Genomic DNA, 18,094 nt, shown 5'->3' with positions numbered 1-18,094 from the left:
TTCACTCTCTCTCCATGTTCAGCGGGAAATGACAGGCAAAAAGATGCGTTTTAGCGCCAGTCAACCGAGGCGTCTCAATGCATTTGCGCTGCGCATAAGGGCAGCGAGGACCCAGTCGACAGCCAATCGGCAGCGACTCCAGCAACGGAATCGCCCCCGGTAAAGTATTCAGACGGCTTTTATGCGGCATCGCGCTGCCAAAATCAGGAATAGCGCGGATCAGGGCCTGGGTATACGGATGGTGCGGCGCAGACACCAGATCTTCGCTGACGGCGGTCTCTACCGTCTGTCCGCAATACATCACGTCAATTTTATCCGCCCATTTACTCAGCATCTGCAGGTCGTGGCTGATCAGCAAAATGGTGGTGTTATTGTTCTGATTAAGGCGCGTCAGCAGGCGGAAAATTTGCGCCTGGGTGGTCGGCTCCATGGCGTTTGTCGGTTCATCGGCAATCAACATGCGTGGCTGATTGGCCAGCGCAATGGCGATCATCACCTTCTGACATTCGCCGTCGGTCAATTCATACGGGAAGCTGCGCATCGCGTCTTTATGATCTTTAATCCCGACGCGGTGCAACAGCTCAATAGCGCGGCGTTTACGCCAGCCCACGCGCTGCCACCAGCGGCCTTTATAGGTCCAGCCGGGAATATTCTGCATCAACTGTTTGCCGACACGTTCTGAAGGATCGAGACAGGATTGTGGCTCCTGGAAGATCATCGACACGTTATGACCCACCAGCTTGCGGCGCTCGCGTGGTGACAACCGTAGCAAATCGATATCGTCAAACCGCATGCGGTCGGCTGTCACGCGCCAGTTGTCCTTCGCGACGCCGCAAATGGCTTTGGCTATAAGACTTTTACCCGAGCCAGATTCGCCCACCAGTCCGCGGATTTCGCCTTCAGCCAGCGTAATACTCACGCGGTCTACGGCTTTCACCCAGCCCTCGGAGGTTTTGAATTCGATAGTGAGATTGCGGATATCCAGTAACGGCATTATTGCACCCCCGCATTAATCGCGTGGCGGATACCATCGCCCAGCAGGTTAATCAGCAGAACACTCACCATAATTGCAGCACCAGGTAGCATCACCGTCCACGGCGCAACATAAATTAATTCCAGCGCGTCGCCAAGCATCGCGCCCCATTCCGGGGAGGGAAGTTGCGCGCCAAGATCGAGAAAACCGAGCGCGGCGATATCCAGAATCGCCATTGAAAGCGCGCGCGTAATTTCCGTCACCAGCCCAGAGGCAATGTTCGGCATCACCGCAAACCACAAAATATTCATGGTCGTTGCCCCGTCGAGGCGTGCCGCGACCACATACTCTTTCTCGAGCTCATCATGAACCAGACTGTAAACTGAGCGAACCATGCGCGGGAGCAGCGCCAGCCAGACGGCAAACATCGCGTGAGAAAGATGCGGCCCAGCGAAGGCGACCACAATAATGGCCAGCAGCAGCGACGGGATCGACAGTAGCGTATCCAGAATATGATTCAGAACAGCCGAACGCAGACCGTGCGTAGCACCGGCAAAAATCCCGAGCGCCAGACCAAAAACGGTGGCGGCAAACGTCACAACAAATGCGCCGCCGACCGTCGGGGCGGCGCCGCTTAACAGGCGGCTCAACACATCGCGGCCTAAATCGTCGGTGCCGAGAAAGAAGGAAACCTCGCCATAGCGCGACCATGAAGGGGGCAGCAGCTGATAGCCAAGGAACTGCTGATCGAGTCCGTAAGGCGCAAACCACGAACCAAAAATGCACAGCAATGCCAGACCACCGCAGCCGTAAAGGCCGATCATCGCCGTGGTGTCGCCATAGAATTTGCGCCACACGGTGCGCAGAACACCGGGAGCGCGTTTTTCCCTGTATACGCTATCGTAAGGCATACCATTCCTTATGTTTCAGCGGGTTAGCCATAGCGCCCAGAATGTCGGAAATCACGTTGACGATGATCACCAGCGAACCGATGATCATCACCCCGGCAGAAATTGCCGCGTAGTCCTGCTGGCGAATCGCATTAATCATCCAGCGCCCCAGACCAGGCCAGCTAAAGACCATCTCGGTAATCATCGCTAGCGTCAGCATGGTAGAAAATTGCAGCCCCAGTTTTGGAATTACCGGCGGGAGTGCGTTATGGAGAACGTGGCGACGCAAAATGGTGAGTCGTGATAAACCGCGCGTGGCGGCCGCTTTTACATAGTTTTGATCGAAGACGTCTATTGTGCTGGTACGCATCAGGCGGATGACTTCCGTGGTCGGCGCAACGGCCAGCGTCAACACCGGTAATACCATGTGTCGCAGCGTGCTGATGATCATTTCATGACGCCAGATAGAGTCCGAAAGCCAGGCATCAATAATGGCGAAGCCCGTAATGGTTTTCACGTTATAAAGCAGATCAAAGCGTCCGGAAACCGGCAGCCAGCCGAGCGTGAGCGAGAAGAACAGAGTGAGAAGAAGCGCCAGCCAAAATACAGGAATCGAAAAGCCGAGCAGGGCGATTGCGCTGATCAATTTGTCCTGCCATTTGTTGCGCGTGATCCCCGCGAGCATACCGACCGGTATCCCCACCATCAGGGCAAAACCAAATGCCAGAATGCACAGCTCCATTGTCGCCGGGAAAACTTCTTTGAGCTGATCAGAGATAAGCTGACCATTAATGCTGGAAACGCCAAAGTCCCAGTGCAACACTCCGTTAAACCAGAACAGCCAACCATCCCACAGCGACGAACCCTGAAGCGGCGCATGTGGCGTAAAATAGCTCAGACTGAAACCAACAAACGTCAGAAGGAACAGCGTAATCGCCAGAAGCAACAAACGACGTAAGGTAAAAATAATCATGGTTTTTTCACCTCTTCCTTTTTCTCACGCGATACGCCCGCAAACGAAGCGTTGCCGAAGGGGCTAAGCACCAGGCCTTTAATATCGTAGCGATAGGCCTGCAGGCGCAGCGAAGAGGCTAACGGCAGCACCGGTAACTCTTTGGCCAGGATATTCTGTGCTTCATCGTAAGCTTCTATTCGCGATGCCAGTTGCTGAGACGACAGCGCTTTTTGCAGAACTGCGTCAAACTCCCGGTTACACCAGTGCGCAAAGTTGGTTTGTGACCGAATTGCCGCGCAGCTCAAAAGTGGGCGGAAGAAACTGTCGGGATCGTTACTGTCCGTAGACCAGCCGGATAACGTCAGGTCATGATTCATGTCCATTAACCGCGCTTCCTGGAAACGACCTTCGACGGGAACGATCACCACTTTAACGCCCACTTGTGCCATATCCGCCTGAATCAGTTCTGCGGTTTTTAAGGGGCTAGGGTTCCATGCCTGCGAACTGGTCGGGACCCAAAGCTGCAGCGTAAGATTCTCGGCACCCAGCGCTTTGAGCTGTTCGCGTGCTTTTGCGGGATCGTACTCAGTCACTTTTGCGTCACTATCATAGGCCCAGGAGGCGCGTGGCAAAATAGACGCCGCAGTCTCCGCTGTGCCGTAATAGATCGACTGCATCAGACGCTGATTATTGATAGCGAGCGCAAGAGCGTGACGAACCGCGGGATTATTCATCGGCGGTTTATCGGTATTAAATGCCAGATAGGCGATATTCATTCCCGGTCGCAAGGTCAAACGCAGACGCGGATCGTCGCGCAGGCTGGTCAACTGGCTAGCGGCTGGCCAGGCGAGGACATCACATTCGCCGGTAAGCAGTTTAGACAGTCGACCCGTCCCACCAGACCCCAGATCAACCACCACTTGCGGCATCAACGGCGTACCGCGCCAGAAATGTTCATGGCGTTGCAGGCGAATGTATTGACCGGCACGGTATTCTGCCAACTGGAAGGGGCCCGTCCCGACCGGCTGGCGGTCCAGTAATTCCTGATGATCCTGCTTCGTCAATTGCGCCGCATATTCAGCTGACATTACAGACGCGTAGTGCGTAGCCAGATGCCACAAAAAAGAGGCGTCAGGGCGCGTGAGGTTAAATTCAACCGTGTGATTATCCAGTTTGCGCACGCTTTTGACCGTGTCAGCAAACTGCAGACTGTCAAAGTAGGGGAAGCTTCCGCCGTTAACGTTATGCCAGGGATGATTGCGATTAAAAATGCGCTGGAAGGTAAAGACCACGTCATCGGCGTTCAATTTACGCGTGGGTTTAAACCAGGGCGTTGATTGAAATGCGACGTCATTGCGCAGATGGAAACGGTAAGTCGCGCCGTTATCCAGCACCTCCCAGCTGTCGGCCAGCTCTGAAACCAGACGATACGTATAGGGATCGACATCAAGCAGACGATCGTAAAGTTGTGCGGCAAGCGTATCGACGATCAGGCCGCTACCAGCTTTTTGCGGGTTGAACGTGTCGACTTGCCCGCTGACACAATAGACAAAACCACTGTCGCGAATATCAGGAGGCGTAGCCGGTTCAGGCGCAGCATAGACCAGGCGGCTAAACAGACCGAGTGCAATCAGGGACGATGAAACCAGACGCATAATTTTCAAGATTTTTAGATTCGATCTGCAAAGTGTATCGCACTTACCCTAGCTACGTAAAAATGTCTGCGGGTAAGTGCTGATAATGTCAGCGCATTTGATGCTTTTTGAGCAATGCCCTTAATTGATGGTAGGTCAGGCCCAGCAGTTCGGCTGCCTGTTTCTGATTATATTTTGCCGTTTTCAGGCTGTGTTCCAGCAACTGCTGTTCCTGAACATGCTGGAACTGGCGCAAATCGAGCGGCAAAGCTGGTGCATCCGTATTATGCGCAGGTTTAGGATTCACGGGAACGTTGCGATGGAAGGGGTCGATAATGATAGTGTCCAGCTCAGTTTCGCTGCTGGCATGGCGGTAAACAGAGCGTTCAACCACGTTTTTCAGTTCACGAATATTCCCAGGCCAGGCGTAACTGAGCAGCGTTTCACGCGCGTAGTCGCTAAAACCGGCGAAAAGCGGCAGGCCTAATTCGCGGCACATCTGAATCGCAAACTGCTCTGCCAGGAGCATGATATCGCCGCTTCGCTCGCGCAGGGGTGGCAACTGGACAACATCAAAGGCCAGCCTGTCCAGCAGGTCAGCGCGGAATTTTTCCTCCGCCACCATTTCCGGCAGGTTGGCGTTTGTCGCACAGACCAGGCGGACGTTCACCTGCAGAGGCTGGCTTCCGCCCACACGCTCCAGCTCACCGTACTCAATCACTCGCAGCAATTTTTCCTGCACCAGCATTGGGGCCGTGGCCAGTTCATCGAGGAACAACGTCCCGCCATCCGCCCGCTCAAAACGCCCCGGATGGCGCTTTTGCGCACCCGTAAAAGCGCCCGCTTCATGGCCGAACAGTTCGGAATCCAGCAAGTTCTCATTGAGCGCGGCGCAGTTGAGCGAAATAAACGGACCATCCCACCGCCCAGACAGGAAGTGCAGGCGGTTGGCGATCAGCTCTTTCCCGGTCCCGCGCTCACCAATGATCAATACTGGCTTATTGAGCGGTGCGAGCCGGGACACCTGTTCCAGCATCTCCAGAAAACTGTTGGCCTCACCAAGCAAATTATCTTTATATTCAGTCATGATGAAATTAACCACTCGTTAGCGATATTCACCAGGTGAGAGTAGGTTCTCGTTGCATTAAAATCAACCACAATCTTATAAATCAATAAGATATAAAGTTGGCATGGCATTTGTATTATCTGTTCAGCAGGGCATCGCCCGATAACAGAAATATGAAATGTGAGGATTCGAATTATGGGTATTTTTTCTCGTTTTGCCGACATCGTGAACGCCAACATCAACTCACTGCTTGAAAAAGCAGAAGACCCGCAAAAGCTGGTGCGTTTGATGATTCAGGAAATGGAAGACACGCTGGTTGAAGTGCGCTCTACATCAGCCCGTGCGCTGGCCGAAAAGAAACAGCTGTCACGCCGTATTGAGCAGGCCACCGCGCAGCAAAGCGAATGGCAAGAAAAAGCCGAGCTGGCACTGCGTAAAGAGAAAGACGATCTGGCGCGTTCGGCCCTGATCGAAAAGCAAAAGCTCACCGACATTGTTGCTACGCTTGAGCAAGAAATCACGCTGGTGGATGAAACATTGACCCGCATGAAGAAAGAGATCGCGGAGCTGGAAAACAAACTCAGCGAAACGCGCGCTCGTCAGCAGGCGCTCACGCTGCGTCATCAGGCGGCTAGCTCGTCTCGTGATGTTCGTCGTCAACTTGATAGCGGCAAAATTGATGAAGCGATGGCGCGTTTTGAATCCTTCGAACGCCGTATCGATCACATGGAAGCGGAAGCCGAAAGCCACAGCTTTGGCAAACAGAAAACGCTGGATCAGGAGTTTGCAGAACTGAAAGCGGATGATGCCATTGGTGAACAACTGGCTGCGCTCAAAGCAAAAATGAAACAAGACAACCAATAATAATTGAAGCGGCACCCTGGCGTGCCGCAACGCATCGTAAGACAAGGAGTACATATGAGTGCGCTATTTCTGGCTATTCCCCTGACCATTTTCGTGCTTTTCGTCCTGCCGATCTGGTTATGGCTGCATTACAGCAACCGTTCAGCCCGGGGCGATCTGTCACAAAGTGAACAGCAACGCCTGATGCAGCTCACCGACGAGGCGAAAAAAATGCGTGAACGTATCCAGACGCTGGAAGACATTCTCGACGCAGAGCATCCGAACTGGAGGAATGGTTAATGGCCGGACTTAATCTGAACAAAAAATTATGGCGTATTCCCCAGCAGGGGATGGTTCGCGGTGTTTGCGCAGGCCTGGCGCATTATCTGGATGTCCCGGTAAAGCTGGTTCGCGTCGTGACAGTGCTGTCGATTTTCTTTGGGCTGGCCTTCATTACCTTAGTGGCTTACATCATTTTGTCCTTTGTTCTGGATCCGATCCCGGACGGCGCGCTTTATTCAGATGAAGCGCCTACAAGCAGCGATCTGCTGGACACCGTGGATGCTGAACTGGCTGCCGGGGAGAAACGCCTGCGCGAAATGGAGCGTTATGTCACCTCTGATACCTTTACGCTCAGAAGCCGTTTTCGTCAGCTCTAACTGAGAGAAATAACATGAAATCAAACTGGCAACAGGCCGGTCAGAAAATGAAGCCCGGCCTGAAATTCGCAGGGAAATTCGTTTTACTGACAGCATTACGTTATGGCCCGGCAGGCGTAGCGGGCTGGGCGGTAAAAACGGTCGCCCGTAAACCCGTCAGAATGCTGCTGGCCGTTGCGCTGGAGCCATTGTTGAAGAAAGTCGCTAATCGTTTTTCACGTCGCTATTTTTCCTGATCCCACATTTTAATTGCTGCTTTCTTTTGCGAGAGAGCAGCAATTTCGTTATGTACGACACAACATGAGTTTCATCCTTTTTTTGCAACAGCTCACATTATTCGTTGACGCTCTATTTTTGATCTCTTTTAACCCCTTCGATTGCATTGACATAAAAATTCCATAAGCGTAAATTGCTTTTCGTGGGACCGCTACCATGGAAATCTTAATGGACGAAAAAATAGAGCATCTTATTAAACTGGTTTATGGCGAATCATTTTCTTTAGGACATTATGACATTCTTTATGAAAAGATTCGGAACGCCAGGGTTCTTATTACTGATAACCGTAAATCGACGTGGGATGAGCAGGGCGTCATATTAATAACGTATGCCGATCAGTTTCAAAAAAATGATCACAACGCATTGCCGATATTGACGCGATTCTATAATCGCTGGCTGTCATCTTACTTTTCGCATGTCCATTTATTACCGTTTTACCCCTGGTCTTCAGATGATGGTTTTTCTGTTGTGGATTATCACCGTGTCGCGCCAAAAACAGGTGAGTGGGGTGATGTAGCCGAACTCAAAAAATCAACCCACCTCATGTTTGATTTTGTCTGCAATCATATGTCGGCAAAAAGTCAGTGGTTTGAAAACTATTTAAATCAAAAGCCGGGATTTGAGGACTTTTTTATTGCTGTCGATCCCGATACTGATTTATCTGCCGTCTCGCGCCCTCGAGCCTTGCCGCTTTTAACGCCGTTTACGCTAGCGGATGGCTCAATCCGTCATTTATGGACGACGTTCAGTGATGACCAGATAGATTTGAACTTTGCCAGTCCGCAGGTCCTCATCGCGATGGTTGATGTCCTGCTGCACTATCTCATTGAAGGGGCAGATTACATCCGGCTTGATGCGGTGGGCTTTATGTGGAAAGTGCCGGGCACGACCTGTCTTCATCTGGAAAACACACACCGACTCATCCAGTTATTCCGTGCCATTACTGACGTCGTCGCGCCGGGTACGGTCATCATCACGGAAACGAACGTTCCGCATAAAGACAACATTTCCTATTTTGGTGATGGGTCAAATGAAGCTCAAATGGTGTATCAGTTCTCATTGCCGCCACTCGTGCTCCACAGTATTCACAGTGAAAATGTGCAGGCACTTTGCCAGTGGGCACAAACGCTTGAGTTGCCTTCGACTGAGACGACCTGGTTTAACTTTCTCGCTTCCCACGACGGTATTGGGCTAAACCCATTACGTGGTATTCTACCGGAAAAAGACATTCTGATGCTGGTCGAAAACCTGCAAAATGAAGGTGCGAAAGTCAACTGGAAAAATAATCCTGATGGCACACGAAGCCCCTATGAAATTAACGTCACTTATTTGGACGCGTTAAGCCCTAAAAATATTCACGATGATGAACGTATTGCCCGGTTCGTGCTCGCTCATGCGCTGTTATTAAGTTTTCCCGGCGTACCGGCTATTTATGTTCAAAGTATTTTGGGCTCGCGCAATGATTATGATGGCGTTGAAAGGTTAGGTTACAACCGCGCGATAAATCGACGCAAGTTTCAGGAGGGCGAAATTGATGCAGAGCTGGAAGATGCATCTCAATTGCGCACTAAGATCTATAACGCGTTGACTAGGATGATTGCTATTCGACGCCAGCAAGGTGTATTTCATCCAGACAGTAACGCTATTTTCTCGATGCCAAATGAACACGTTCTTAAATTAGTGCGAACCTCCGCAGTGGGTGAGAAAATAACAGCGTTTTTTAATTTTCAGAATAGGGTGCAAACTCTTTTTGACGATATACCTTCTGGAGTGGAACTCTTAACAGATTCCAATATTACTAACAGCGTATTGACGCTCAATCCATGGCAGGTGATGTGGATTAAACACCGTTAAAGGAATAATGAAAACATGAAAATCCCTAATATTGTGCTGATCTCGGCGCTGGTTTCGTGCGGCTTGTTATCCGGCTGCCGGGATGACAATAACACCGTTGTGACCATCGAATTTATGCACTCTTCTGTTGAGCAGGAGAGGCAAGCCGTTATTTCACAATTAATAGAACGATTCGAGAAAGAGAACCCTTTAATCAGGATCAAACAGGTTCCCGTTGAAGAGGATGCGTATAACACCAAAGTCATTACGCTTGCCCGTACGGGCGCGCTGCCCGAAGTTATTGAGGTGAGTCATGACTATGCCAAAGTCATGGATAAAGAGCAGCTTCTCGATCGCGATGCTATTGCTGAAACGGTCAAAGCGGTCAAAGAAAATACCTTCTACGACGGCATTATGCGGGTGGTTCGCACTGAGGATGGTAAAGCGTGGACGGGAGTACCTGTCAGCGCCTGGTTATCGGGTGTCTGGTATCACAAAGATGCGTTGGCTGCGGCGGGCATCCAGGAACCCCATACATGGGCAGAATTGCTGAAGGCGAGCCAGACGCTGACTGACCCGGCAAAAAAACATTATGGAATCGCGCTCCCGACGGCAGAAAGTGTGATGACCGAGCAGGCATTTTCTCAGTTCGCACTTTCGGGTGGGGCAAACGTCTTTGACGCGAGCGGCGCAGTCGTTCTTGATACGCCGGAAATGACAAAGGCGCTGACGTTTTATCGAGCACTAGCAGCGACAACTATGCCTGGTTCAAACGATGTTATGGAAATCAAAGACGCCTTTATGAACGGCTCTGCGCCGATGGCGATCTACTCCACCTACATTCTTCCTGCGGTATACAAAGAAGGCACACCCGCCAATTTGGGGTTTGTCGTGCCGACGGAGAAATCATCGGCGGTGTACGGCATGGTGACATCGCTCACCATTACCAATGGCCAAACCGAAGATGAAACCAAAGCGGCGGAGACCTTCGTCGCCTGGATGGAACAGGCTCAAAACGCGGCAGATTGGGTCATGATGTCACCCGGTGCGGCCTTACCTGTTAATAGGCTCGTGGTGGAAACAGCGACCTGGAAAAATAACGAAGTAATACAGGCCTTCGGTCAGCTGCCTTATGAATTGATCGCCCAGTTCCCAAATGTTCAGGTATTTGGCGCGGTAGGGGATAAAAACTTCACCCGCATGGGGGATGTGACGGGGTCAGGGATCATCAGCTCGATGGTGCATGACGTGACGGTTGGTAATAAAGATCTCACTTCAACATTGAGTGGTAGCCAGCAGCGCCTGGCCGATCTTATCTGTCAACGTTAGGCACATCGCGAAGGAAATGATGAAAATGACGTTATCTGGCCGTTCAGATATGCCTTTCGCCATGCTGCTGTTGGCCCCCAGCCTGATTTTGCTGGGGGGCCTGGTAGCCTGGCCGATGATCTCTAATATCGAAATCAGCTTTTTGCGATTACCGCTTAATCCGCGTGTCAGCGCAACGTTCGTGGGTATCAATAACTACATTCGCATACTGGGCGATCCTGCATTCTGGCATTCATTATGGATGACCGTCTGGTATACGGCGTGGGTGGTGATGGGAAGTACAGGACTCGGACTTGCCGTTGCGATTTTCTTTAACCGCGAGTTTCGGTTGCGTAAAACCGCGCGTTCGCTGGTGCTCCTTTCATACGTGACGCCGTCGATATCGCTGGTTTTTGCGTGGAAGTACATGTTCAACAATGGCTACGGCATCGTGAATTATCTCGGCGTTGACCTGTTGCATCTGTACGACCATGCCCCGTTATGGTTTGACAATTCGGGCAGCAGTTTTGTATTGGTGGTTCTGTTCGCGATATGGCGTTATTTCCCGTACGCATTCATCTCCTTCCTGGCGATTTTGCAGACCATCGATAAGTCACTTTATGAAGCGTCAGAAATGGATGGTGCGAGCGCATGGCAGCGATTTCGGATTGTTACGCTGCCCGCCATTATGCCGGTACTGGCAACGGTGATAACGCTACGCACTATCTGGATGTTCTACATGTTTGCGGATGTCTATCTCCTGACAACCCGCGTCGATATTTTGGGTGTGTATCTCTACAAAACGGCGTTTGCCTTCAACGACCTTGGAAAAGCCGCTGCGATTTCGGTGGTGCTGTTTGTGATTATCTTCGCCGTCATTCTGTTGACCAGAAAAAGGGTAAATCTCCATGGCAACAAATAAACGCTTATTAAATCGTACCGGGTTTTATATCGGGCTGGTGATCTTTCTGGTTGTGACGTTATTCCCCTTTTTCGTCATGTTGATGACGTCGTTCAAGAGCGCGAAAGAGGCTATCTCGCTACACCCGACTATTCTGCCGCAGGCATGGACCCTGCAGCATTACGTCGACATCTTTAATCCCCTTATTTTCCCCTTTGTGGATTACTTCAGAAACAGTTTAGTGGTTTCGTTAGGTTCATCGGTCATCGCCGTTTTTTTGGGAACGCTGGGTGCTTACGCACTTTCAAAGCTTCGCTTCAAAGGACGTATGACCATTAATGCCAGTTTTTATACCGTGTACATGTTCTCGGGTATTTTACTGGTTGTACCGCTGTTCAAAATCATTACCGCACTGGGTATTTACGACACGGAAATGGCGTTGATTATTACAATGGTCACGCAGACGCTACCCACTGCGGTATTCATGCTCAAAAGCTACTTCGACACCATACCGGATGAGATCGAAGAAGCCGCGATGATGGACGGTTTAAACCGTTTCCAGATCATCTTCCGTATTACGGTTCCACTCGCCATCTCCGGGCTAGTTTCGGTGTTTGTGTACTGCTTCATGGTAGCGTGGAACGATTATCTCTTTGCGTCCATTTTCCTCTCAAGTGCCAGCAACTTTACGTTGCCGGTAGGGCTTAACACGCTCTTCAGCACCCCAGACTATATCTGGGGACGGATGATGGCAGCATCGTTGGTGACGGCACTGCCGGTTGTCATCATGTATGCGCTTTCCGAACGTTTCATTAAAAGTGGTTTGACCGCCGGTGGCGTAAAGGGCTAAGGACGGTCATTTTTAACAAGGAGTCAGTGATGAAAAAGTTAGTCGCAACAGCGCCACGCGTGGCAATGCTCATGCCCTATGAGGATCGTCCAGTCGCAGCGAATGAAGTTAAAATTCGTGCTCGTTTTGGTGCGCCAAAACACGGCACGGAAGTGGTCGATTTCCGCGCCGCAAGCCCGTTTATCGATGAAGAGTTTAATACCGAATGGCAAATGTTTACGCCTCGTGCTGAGGAGGCCGCTCGCGGAATAGAGTTTGGTAAATTCCAGTTGGGCAACATGATCGTCGGTGAAATCATTGAGTGCGGCGAAGAGGTCACTGAGTATCAACGCGGTGATTCAGTCTGCTGCTATGGCCCATTGCAGCAGACGGTGATTGTCAATGCCGTCAACAATTACAAATTGCGCAAAATGCCGGAGGGGGCCTCGTGGAAAAATGCGGTCTGCTACGACCCGGCACAATTCGCGATGAGCGGCGTGCGCGATGCCAATGTGCGCGTTGGTGATTTTGTCGTGGTGGTAGGATTAGGGGCGATAGGCCAAATAGCGATCCAACTGGCAAAAAGGGCCGGTGCCTCAATTGTGATTGGCGTCGATCCTATCGAACACCGTTGCTTCATTGCCCGCCGTCATGGTGCTGACTTCTGCATCAATCCCATTGGCAGAGACGTGGGGCAGGAGATTAAAGAACTGACCGGCAAGCAGGGTGCTGATGTCATTATCGAAACCAGCGGTTTCGCCGATGCGCTGCAATCGGCATTACGCGGACTCGCCTATGGCGGAACAATCTCATATGTCGCCTTCGCAAAACCCTTCTCAGAAGGTTTCAACCTCGGGCGTGAAGCCCATTTCAATAACGCGAAAATCGTTTTTTCTCGCGCCTGTAGCGAGCCGAATCCTGACTATCCGCGCTGGAGCCGCAAGCGCATCGAAGAAACATGTTGGGAATTGCTGATGAACGGCTATCTCAACTGCGAGGAGCTTATCGATCCGGTGGTCAGTTTTGAAACCAGTGCAGAAAGCTACATGAAATATGTCGATCAACACCCCGAGCTGAGCATCAAAATGGGCGTTACTTTTTAAGCTATGGAGAGCTGAAAATGAAAATTGCAACACAAAACCAGGCATTTTTTCCGACGACGATTCTTGAGAAGTTCAAATACATCAAGGCCATGGGTTTTGACGGATATGAAATTGACGGCAAATTGCTGGTGGAAAATCTGGCTGAGGTAAAAGCCGCAATAAAAGCAACCGGCCTGCCAGTGACAACGGCATGTGGCGGTTACGAGGGGTGGATCGGTGATTTCATCGAAGAACGTCGCCTGAATGGCTTACAGCAAATCGAGCGGATTCTCCAAGCGCTGAGTGAAGTGGGCGGGAAGGGGATTGTTGTCCCAGCGGCCTGGGGGATGTTTACGTTCCGATTACCTCCGATGACTTCCCCACGCAGTCTTGAAGGCGATCGTAAAGCGGTGAGCGCTTCACTGCGTTGGCTGGATGCGGTGGCGGCTCGTACTGGAACAACCGTTTACCTTGAGCCACTTAACCGCTATCAGGATCACATGATCAATACCCTGGCGGATGCGCGCCGTTACATCGAAGAGAATGACCTTAAGCACGTTGAAATCATCGGTGATTTCTATCATATGAATATCGAAGAAGACTCATTGACCGGGGCGCTACATACCCACAGGGATCTTCTTGGACATGTGCATATTGCCGACAATCATCGTTACCAGCCAGGCAGTGGCACCCTCGATTTCGCAGCCTTATTCGCCCAGTTACGTGCGGATAATTATCAGGGCGTCGTGGTCTATGAGTGTCGCGTTCGCGCCGAAAACCCGGCGCAGGCGTATCAAGCGTCACTGAACTATTTACGCGACTGCTAAGGATGGCGAGCGTGATGAGTGCTTTAACACCTTCGCCTCTGCGTGTCGCCATTATCGGCGCCGGGCAAGTTGCCGATAAAGTGCATGCCTCGTATTACGCCACGCGAAACGATCTGCAAATGGTGGCTGTCATGGACAGCCACCTGGATCACGCGAAGGTGTTTGCGAATCGGCACGGAATAAAAAAGGCATATGAAGATCTGCATACCCTGTTACGTGAGGCGAAACCAGACATCGTCAGCGTTTGCTCACCGAATCGCTTTCATTTTGAACAGGTCATGGCAGCCCTGGCGGCGGGTTGCCATGTGATGTGTGAAAAACCACCCGCCATGAGTCCACAACACGCTGACGAGATGCGCATGGCAGCGCGAAAAGCGGGAAAAGTGCTGGCGTATGATTTTCATCATCGTTTCGCACAGGATACGCAATTACTGCGTGACGCAGTACAGAGTGGCACATTTGGTGAGATTTACGTCACCAATGCTCTGGCATTGAGACGCTGCGGTGTTCCCGGCTGGGGTGTTTTCACGAATAAAGTCTTACAGGGTGGTGGGCCCTTGATTGATATCGGTATTCACATGTTGGATGCCGCGATGTATGTCCTTGGATTTCCGAAGGTGAAATGCGTCATGGCACACAGCTTTCAACGTTTGGGAACAACTAAGAGCAGCGGTCAGTTTGGGGAATGGGATCCCAAAACCTATACCGTAGAGGATGCACTTTTCGGCACGATTGAGTTCTGCAACGGCGGGATTCTGCGCCTCGAGACCTCGTTTGCACTCAATATTCGCGAGCAATCGATCATGAATGTCTCTTTTTGTGGTGAGAAAGCAGGTGCAACGCTTTTCCCGGCACATATCTATAACGATGTTGGCGGAGAGTTGTGCACGCTTCTCCAGCGTGATGAAGCTGACGATCGGCGGCATATTCGTAGCATGGATGCGTTTGTCCGTCATGTTCAGGGGGAGCCCGTCATGATTGCCGATGCGGAGCAGGGACTGGTTATTCAACAACTTGTCGCTGCATTGTATGAATCATCGGAAAATGGGGAGCGGGTCGCATTATGCTAAATCTTTCCGTTCTTACTGAATCATCATTTGATCCAGAAAGGCTCAACAAATACGCCTCAATTATGTGCTGCAGCAATGGGTATCTCGGTGTTCGCGCCACCCATGAAGAGCATTACACGCAGCAAACGCGCGGTATGTATCTGGCGGGTTTATACCATCGTGCGGGGCGTAATGAGACCAATGAACTGGTGAATTTGCCCGATATTTTAGGTGTTGAACTCTATCTCGACGGCGAGAATTTTTCGCTGGTCAGCGGAACGATTTTGCGATGGGAGCGGGAGCTGGCATTTGCCAATGGTGAACTCCGTCGCTGCGTGATCTGGCGCTCATCGAAAGGAAAACGATATCGGATTAGCAGTCGCCGCTTTGTCTCAATGGATCAGCTGTCACTCGTTACTTTGCAATTTTCCGTCACACCGCTTGATGGTTCTGCGCAGATGAGTCTTACGACAGGAATTGACGCGACGCAAACGAACAGTGGCAGACAGCATCTTGATGAGGTCTCGGTTCGGGTGTTCGATCAGCAATATATTCAGGGCGTGTATGAAACCCAGGATCGCGCATCGGAAGTGGTCATATCGGCAAGCTGTCAGTTGGATAACCAAAGTGAAAGCTGGTTCACAGCGAAAAACAGGCGGTTAAATTGCCATCACTCGTTTGAGGCAGAAGAGGGGCAAAAGGTTACATTTGAGAAAATAGTATGGTCACGCACCGCAGCGATAAAACGCTCTCGCAAGCGTCATTTGCGCGAAACAATCTGCGCGATCTGACTGTTTATGCGGCGAAAGGATATGACGCATTATTGGAAATGACGACCTGTGCCTGGGAAAATATCTGGCAAGCCAGTCGTGTCACGGTGTGTTCCGAGCATACAGAGGATCAGCTCGCACTGGATTACGCGGTATGGCACCTGAATACCATGATGCCAGCGCAGGATGAACGTTGCAGCATCGGGGCTAAGGGACTCACAGGGGAAGGGTACAAAGGTCATGTTTTCTGGGATACCGAGATATTCCTGTTACCGTTCTATCTCTTTACCTCTCCACAACACGCGCGTCATTTACTGCGATACCGTTGGCTCAATCTACCCGGAGCGCGTGAAAAAGCGCGTCGAAATGGCTGGTCCGGCGCACTGTTCCCCTGGGAAAGCGCCAGCAACGGCCAGGAAGAGACACCTGAGTTTGCGGCGATCAATATCAGAACGGGTGTCAGGCAGAAAGTGGCCTCTGCTCTGGCGGAACACCACATCGCGGCGGATATTGCCTGGGCGGTAGTGGCTTACTGGCAGGCCACTCACGACAGTGTTTTCATGCGCAACGAAGGGCTCACGCTTCTTATCGAAACCGCGAGCTTCTGGATTGCCCGCGCGACTGAGATTAACGGTCGTCTGGAAATTCACGATGTTATTGGGCCTGATGAATATACCGAGCATGTGAATAACAATGCCTATACCAATTATTTGGCATGGTACAACGTTGCACATGCGCTGCAATTTCTGCGTCATTTTGAACGCAAAGATGAACGATTCACGCAGGCTGCACAGCACTTCCTGAAAAGATTGTGGCTGCCTGCGCCAAATCAAGCCGGTGTCATTCCTCAGGACGATACGTTCATGAGCAAGCCCACAATCGATTTGAGTCGCTATAAAAATACGGCAGGCAAGCAAACCATTTTGCTCGACTACTCCCGCTCGGAAGTCAATGAGATGCAAATCCTTAAACAGGCAGATGTTGTCATGCTCACCTATCTGCTGCCGGAGACGTTTACGCGTCCACAGTGTTTGGCAAACCTGACATATTACGAGCCCCTGACCATCCACGACTCCTCGCTCAGTCGATCGGTCCATTGCATTGTGGCCGCGCGTTGCGGGGAAATCGCCAGCGCTTATCAGTTCTGGCGAGAGGGCGCGGCCATTGATTTGGGCGACGAACCGCATAGCTCTGATGACGGAATACATGCTGCGGCAACAGGCGCTATCTGGTCCGGCGTTATTCAGGGATTCGCTGGCGTAACAATCGTTGATGGAGAGCTACACCTTTCACCGCGGTTGCCAGACCCATGGCAACGGCTGCAATTTCCCCTTAAATGGCGGACGGCCAATCTGAATATCATTGTTGAAAATCAAACCCTGTTGGTTAACACAACCGAACCCATCACGCTCACGGTGTGGGGTAAAACATTGACGATTGTAGATAGCCAAACGTTCTCGATTAATGATTTTTCTTTACCTTCGCATGGGACCGCTACCATGAGTGGGGAGGCATGATGCTCAAAGCGATCATTTTTGATTTGGATGGGGTGATAACCGATACGGCTCATCTGCACTTCCTCGCGTGGCGTGCGGTGGCTGCAAAAATAGGTATCACGATTGATGAAGGCTTTAACGCTGGGCTGAAGGGCATTAGCCGTATGGATTCATTAAAGCGAATTTTGCGACACGGCGGACTGGAAAATACCTTTAGCCAGGAAGAGTGCCGCCGGCTGGCGCTGGAAAAAAATGAGCGGTATGTGCAGTCGCTGCGCGGATTAAACAGCCATTCTCTTTTGCCTGGAATTGCACAACTCCTTGCCGATATCCGCACCGCCAACGTGCGCACTGGACTGGCATCCGTGTCGCTCAATGCCCCGGCGATTCTTGCATCGCTTGGCATTACCCATGCTTTTGATTTTTGTGCGGATGCTTCACTCATTCAACACTCAAAACCCCATCCAGAGATCTTTCTCGCGGCCTGTCGGGGTTTAGGTTTCAGCCCTGAGCAGGCTATGGGTATTGAAGACGCGCAGGCGGGCGTTGAGGCGATCAATGCAGCTGGAATGCTCTCTGTCGGCATTGGGGACGATCTCACCGATGCCGATTTAAAACTCTCTTCAACGGATGAATTGACCTGGCAGCGTTTGTCCGATTTCTGGGACGCGAAACGTGGCCCGCATGTGTGCTTATAAGGGGA

Annotated in this window: 17 protein-coding genes and 1 pseudogene; 13 read left to right on the top strand and 5 right to left on the bottom strand. The window is 51.2% G+C overall.

Annotated features, from left to right (window positions below):
* Nucleotide 1: 1 nt before the first annotated feature.
* From sapD to pspF, 5 genes are all read right to left on the bottom strand, one after another.
* Nucleotides 2-994, bottom strand: coding sequence for a putrescine export ABC transporter ATP-binding protein SapD (gene sapD / locus I6L74_RS19860; RefSeq protein WP_059179105.1), 993 nt, complete (start codon nucleotides 992-994; stop codon nucleotides 2-4).
* Nucleotides 994-1,884, bottom strand: a complete 891-nt coding sequence (sapC, locus tag I6L74_RS19855; RefSeq protein WP_059179104.1) for a putrescine export ABC transporter permease SapC — start codon at nucleotides 1,882-1,884, stop codon at nucleotides 994-996. Before sapC ends, sapD begins: the two co-directional genes overlap by 1 nt.
* The gene (gene sapB, locus I6L74_RS19850) at nucleotides 1,871-2,836 is read right to left on the bottom strand and encodes a putrescine export ABC transporter permease SapB (RefSeq protein WP_059179103.1); all 966 of its coding nucleotides are present in this window, start codon (nucleotides 2,834-2,836) and stop codon (nucleotides 1,871-1,873) included. The genes sapC and sapB overlap by 14 nt, the downstream gene beginning before the upstream one ends.
* Nucleotides 2,833-4,473, bottom strand: coding sequence for an ABC transporter substrate-binding protein SapA (sapA, locus tag I6L74_RS19845; RefSeq protein WP_059179102.1), 1,641 nt, complete (start codon nucleotides 4,471-4,473; stop codon nucleotides 2,833-2,835). Before sapA ends, sapB begins: the two co-directional genes overlap by 4 nt.
* An 88-nt stretch (nucleotides 4,474-4,561) precedes the next feature.
* Entirely contained in the window at nucleotides 4,562-5,539 is a 978-nt protein-coding gene (pspF, locus tag I6L74_RS19840) for a phage shock protein operon transcriptional activator (RefSeq protein ID WP_059179101.1), read from the bottom strand.
* Nucleotides 5,540-5,713: 174 nt separating this feature from the next.
* Between pspF and pspA the strand changes: the two genes are divergently transcribed.
* From pspA to pgmB, 13 genes and pseudogenes are all read left to right on the top strand, one after another.
* Nucleotides 5,714-6,382, top strand: coding sequence for a phage shock protein PspA (gene pspA / locus I6L74_RS19835; protein ID WP_059179100.1), 669 nt, complete (start codon nucleotides 5,714-5,716; stop codon nucleotides 6,380-6,382).
* A gap of 54 nt (nucleotides 6,383-6,436) precedes the next feature.
* Complete coding sequence (gene pspB / locus I6L74_RS19830) at nucleotides 6,437-6,661, top strand: envelope stress response membrane protein PspB (protein WP_012017558.1); 225 nt, start codon at nucleotides 6,437-6,439, stop codon at nucleotides 6,659-6,661.
* The gene (gene pspC / locus I6L74_RS19825) at nucleotides 6,661-7,020 is read left to right on the top strand and encodes an envelope stress response membrane protein PspC (protein ID WP_059179099.1); all 360 of its coding nucleotides are present in this window, start codon (nucleotides 6,661-6,663) and stop codon (nucleotides 7,018-7,020) included. The genes pspB and pspC overlap by 1 nt, the downstream gene beginning before the upstream one ends.
* A gap of 14 nt (nucleotides 7,021-7,034) precedes the next feature.
* The gene (gene pspD, locus I6L74_RS19820) at nucleotides 7,035-7,256 is read left to right on the top strand and encodes a phage shock protein PspD (RefSeq protein WP_059179098.1); all 222 of its coding nucleotides are present in this window, start codon (nucleotides 7,035-7,037) and stop codon (nucleotides 7,254-7,256) included.
* A 196-nt stretch (nucleotides 7,257-7,452) separates the two neighbouring features.
* Nucleotides 7,453-9,150, top strand: coding sequence for a sugar phosphorylase (locus I6L74_RS19815; RefSeq protein ID WP_059179097.1), 1,698 nt, complete (start codon nucleotides 7,453-7,455; stop codon nucleotides 9,148-9,150).
* Between the two features lie 15 nt (nucleotides 9,151-9,165).
* Nucleotides 9,166-10,458 carry an ABC transporter substrate-binding protein gene (locus I6L74_RS19810; RefSeq protein ID WP_059179096.1) on the top strand — a complete coding sequence of 431 codons (1,293 nt, stop codon included), beginning with the start codon at nucleotides 9,166-9,168 and terminating at the stop codon, nucleotides 10,456-10,458.
* Nucleotides 10,459-10,477: 19 nt separating this feature from the next.
* On the top strand, nucleotides 10,478-11,359 hold the full coding sequence (locus tag I6L74_RS19805; protein ID WP_059179095.1) for a carbohydrate ABC transporter permease: 882 nt from the start codon (nucleotides 10,478-10,480) through the stop codon (nucleotides 11,357-11,359).
* Nucleotides 11,346-12,188: a carbohydrate ABC transporter permease gene (locus I6L74_RS19800; protein WP_059179094.1), complete on the top strand. Its 843-nt coding sequence runs from the start codon at nucleotides 11,346-11,348 to the stop codon at nucleotides 12,186-12,188. The genes I6L74_RS19805 and I6L74_RS19800 overlap by 14 nt, the downstream gene beginning before the upstream one ends.
* Nucleotides 12,189-12,217: 29 nt before the next feature.
* Nucleotides 12,218-13,270: a D-guloside 3-dehydrogenase gene (ycjQ, locus tag I6L74_RS19795; RefSeq protein WP_059179093.1), complete on the top strand. Its 1,053-nt coding sequence runs from the start codon at nucleotides 12,218-12,220 to the stop codon at nucleotides 13,268-13,270.
* Nucleotides 13,271-13,287: 17 nt separating this feature from the next.
* Nucleotides 13,288-14,076: a 3-dehydro-D-guloside 4-epimerase gene (ycjR, locus tag I6L74_RS19790; RefSeq protein WP_059179092.1), complete on the top strand. Its 789-nt coding sequence runs from the start codon at nucleotides 13,288-13,290 to the stop codon at nucleotides 14,074-14,076.
* An 11-nt stretch (nucleotides 14,077-14,087) separates the two neighbouring features.
* Nucleotides 14,088-15,146, top strand: a complete 1,059-nt coding sequence (gene ycjS / locus I6L74_RS19785) for a D-glucoside 3-dehydrogenase (RefSeq protein ID WP_436970126.1) — start codon at nucleotides 14,088-14,090, stop codon at nucleotides 15,144-15,146.
* Nucleotides 15,140-17,412: pseudogene (locus I6L74_RS19780) on the top strand (glycoside hydrolase family 65 protein). Before ycjS ends, I6L74_RS19780 begins: the two are co-directional and overlap by 7 nt.
* Entirely contained in the window at nucleotides 17,409-18,089 is a 681-nt protein-coding gene (pgmB, locus tag I6L74_RS19775; RefSeq protein ID WP_059179090.1) for a beta-phosphoglucomutase, read from the top strand. Before I6L74_RS19780 ends, pgmB begins: the two are co-directional and overlap by 4 nt.
* The last annotated feature ends 5 nt before the right edge of the window (nucleotides 18,090-18,094 follow it).

The organism is Lelliottia amnigena (assembly GCF_019047465.1).
Taxonomy (GTDB): Bacteria; Pseudomonadota; Gammaproteobacteria; order Enterobacterales; family Enterobacteriaceae; genus Enterobacter; species Enterobacter amnigenus.
This window is presented reverse-complemented; position numbering and strand designations above follow the sequence as displayed.

What these genes read in the sequence shown, in the direction of transcription:
- sapD (WP_059179105.1), bottom strand. Translation starts at nt 994, where the DNA reads ATGCCGTTACTGGATATCCGCAATCTCACTATCGAATTCAAAACCTCC.
- sapC (WP_059179104.1), bottom strand. Translation starts at nt 1,884, where the DNA reads ATGCCTTACGATAGCGTATACAGGGAAAAACGCGCTCCCGGTGTTCTG.
- sapB (WP_059179103.1), bottom strand. Translation starts at nt 2,836, where the DNA reads ATGATTATTTTTACCTTACGTCGTTTGTTGCTTCTGGCGATTACGCTG.
- sapA (WP_059179102.1), bottom strand. Translation starts at nt 4,473, where the DNA reads ATGCGTCTGGTTTCATCGTCCCTGATTGCACTCGGTCTGTTTAGCCGC.
- pspF (WP_059179101.1), bottom strand. Translation starts at nt 5,539, where the DNA reads ATGACTGAATATAAAGATAATTTGCTTGGTGAGGCCAACAGTTTTCTG.
- pspA (WP_059179100.1), top strand. Translation starts at nt 5,714, where the DNA reads ATGGGTATTTTTTCTCGTTTTGCCGACATCGTGAACGCCAACATCAAC.
- pspB (WP_012017558.1), top strand. Translation starts at nt 6,437, where the DNA reads ATGAGTGCGCTATTTCTGGCTATTCCCCTGACCATTTTCGTGCTTTTC.
- pspC (WP_059179099.1), top strand. Translation starts at nt 6,661, where the DNA reads ATGGCCGGACTTAATCTGAACAAAAAATTATGGCGTATTCCCCAGCAG.
- pspD (WP_059179098.1), top strand. Translation starts at nt 7,035, where the DNA reads ATGAAATCAAACTGGCAACAGGCCGGTCAGAAAATGAAGCCCGGCCTG.
- I6L74_RS19815 (WP_059179097.1), top strand. Translation starts at nt 7,453, where the DNA reads ATGGAAATCTTAATGGACGAAAAAATAGAGCATCTTATTAAACTGGTT.
- I6L74_RS19810 (WP_059179096.1), top strand. Translation starts at nt 9,166, where the DNA reads ATGAAAATCCCTAATATTGTGCTGATCTCGGCGCTGGTTTCGTGCGGC.
- I6L74_RS19805 (WP_059179095.1), top strand. Translation starts at nt 10,478, where the DNA reads ATGAAAATGACGTTATCTGGCCGTTCAGATATGCCTTTCGCCATGCTG.
- I6L74_RS19800 (WP_059179094.1), top strand. Translation starts at nt 11,346, where the DNA reads ATGGCAACAAATAAACGCTTATTAAATCGTACCGGGTTTTATATCGGG.
- ycjQ (WP_059179093.1), top strand. Translation starts at nt 12,218, where the DNA reads ATGAAAAAGTTAGTCGCAACAGCGCCACGCGTGGCAATGCTCATGCCC.
- ycjR (WP_059179092.1), top strand. Translation starts at nt 13,288, where the DNA reads ATGAAAATTGCAACACAAAACCAGGCATTTTTTCCGACGACGATTCTT.
- pgmB (WP_059179090.1), top strand. Translation starts at nt 17,409, where the DNA reads ATGATGCTCAAAGCGATCATTTTTGATTTGGATGGGGTGATAACCGAT.